This is a genomic window from Moorena sp. SIO4A1 (assembly GCF_010672065.1).
In the GTDB taxonomy this organism is placed as follows: Bacteria; Cyanobacteriota; Cyanobacteriia; order Cyanobacteriales; family Coleofasciculaceae; genus Moorena.
On sequence record NZ_JAAHHX010000662.1, the window covers coordinates 1 to 1,527 of the forward strand.

The 1,527-nt window shown below is 44.1% G+C and carries 2 protein-coding genes; both read left to right on the forward strand.

What is annotated here, in order from left to right:
* Positions 1-1,264 (forward strand): hypothetical protein (locus F6K53_RS41690; protein ID WP_293086277.1); only part of this gene is annotated, 1,264 nt, incomplete at its 5' end.
* Positions 1,255-1,527: hypothetical protein (locus F6K53_RS41695; RefSeq protein WP_293086279.1), on the forward strand; the 273-nt coding region annotated here is incomplete at its 3' end. The genes F6K53_RS41690 and F6K53_RS41695, both read left to right, overlap by 10 nt.

Genomic DNA, 1,527 nt, shown 5'->3' on the forward strand with positions numbered 1-1,527 from the left:
CCGGCCAGCAGCAGAACAGGTAGAGAAGGGACATGTTACCTCTCCAATTACCTCTCCCAATGTGGCCTCTCGAACTAAAGGAACAGGCAAAGAACTACCTTTGATATCAACTACATTTAATGTCGATCAAGAAACCTCAGTACAAAAAAGTACAGGGTCAAATTCCCAGAAATCTAGAGAAAACGCTAAACCCCAAACTTCAAATTCAATCCCTTCTGAAAGAGGCAAATCTGGCACAAAACCGATTATCCAAGCAAAATTTTTAAACTCTACTAAGAGGACTTTAGCCAGAGCAGATTCTGATAGCAAATCCCTAGTTTATGGTCTTGAACCGTCTAGGAAAACTAGACTATCTTCTGACTTATCCTTGCCAGTTGTGCAAGCCAAACCAATTAACTCCCAGTCATCAAGTAGTTCTGAAAGTAGTTCTGAGAAGATGTTGGTAAAGTTGCCTAACCCTCCTAATCCTGAAGGAACGGGTGGTACTCAACATTCCTTTCCTACTAGAGCAGGAGTTGGGGGAGAGGTCAGTTCAGACAATTTAAAAAACAATTTAAAAAACACCAATACCACTTTGCCAACAGAGTCTAAGCTATCCTTAGGCAGTTCCGGAAACCTGACCCAGTCGCCAGTTATTCAACGGTCCCCAAAGCGATCGCTTCACAAGGAAATAGTCAAGAGCCCATCCCAGGGAAACCAGCCACTGATTCAACCCAGCCCCGAGCGACCGGTGATCAAAGAGATTGTCAACAGCCCATCCCAGGGAAATCAGCCACTGATTCAACGCACCCCGGAGCGACCAGTGGTCAAGGAGATAGTCAACAGCCCATCCGAAGGAAAGCAGCCATTGATTCAACCCACCCCGGAGCGACCAGTGGTTAGAGAAATTTCCGGAAAAGATGGTTATCAATTATCTGCTCCCCTGATTTTTTCCGCCTCTGGGGTCAATAGAACGTCATTTTCTGGCAACGGACTAGGAGTTAGTAGTTCGCCATCTATTGGTGATCATGGCTCTGGAGTTATCCAAAGAATGCCATCTGTCAACGGTGCATCAGTATCAACTAGTATATCAACTGTATCAACTACTAGCTTACAGGCAAATACCGTGATTCAGAAAGGATCAGAAAATACAACAGGCGCTACTACAACTAATCAGTCTGTGGAGGACATTGATGTGGATGAACTAGTAGAGAAAGTACACCATAAACTGATGCAGCATCTGACCATAGAAAGTGAGCGGAGGGGATTAAGCCAATGGCATTAACAGGGTTTAAGAATCTAGCCCAAAAAACACTAAACCAAACCAAAGGATTAACAAGTAGCCTCTTTGGGGCAGAGTTAGATAAATTAACCATCCTCAAGGAGCAGCCAGGAAAAAGATGGCAGATGGTTTTTCCAGAGAACAAACCAATGCCTCTATTCAATCCTAATGAAATTCAAATTACCAAGACAACCCAATGGCGTCATGAAACTCTCAAAAACCGCGATCGCGGTGATACTAAATTTATTGGTGGGGATCCAGCAACC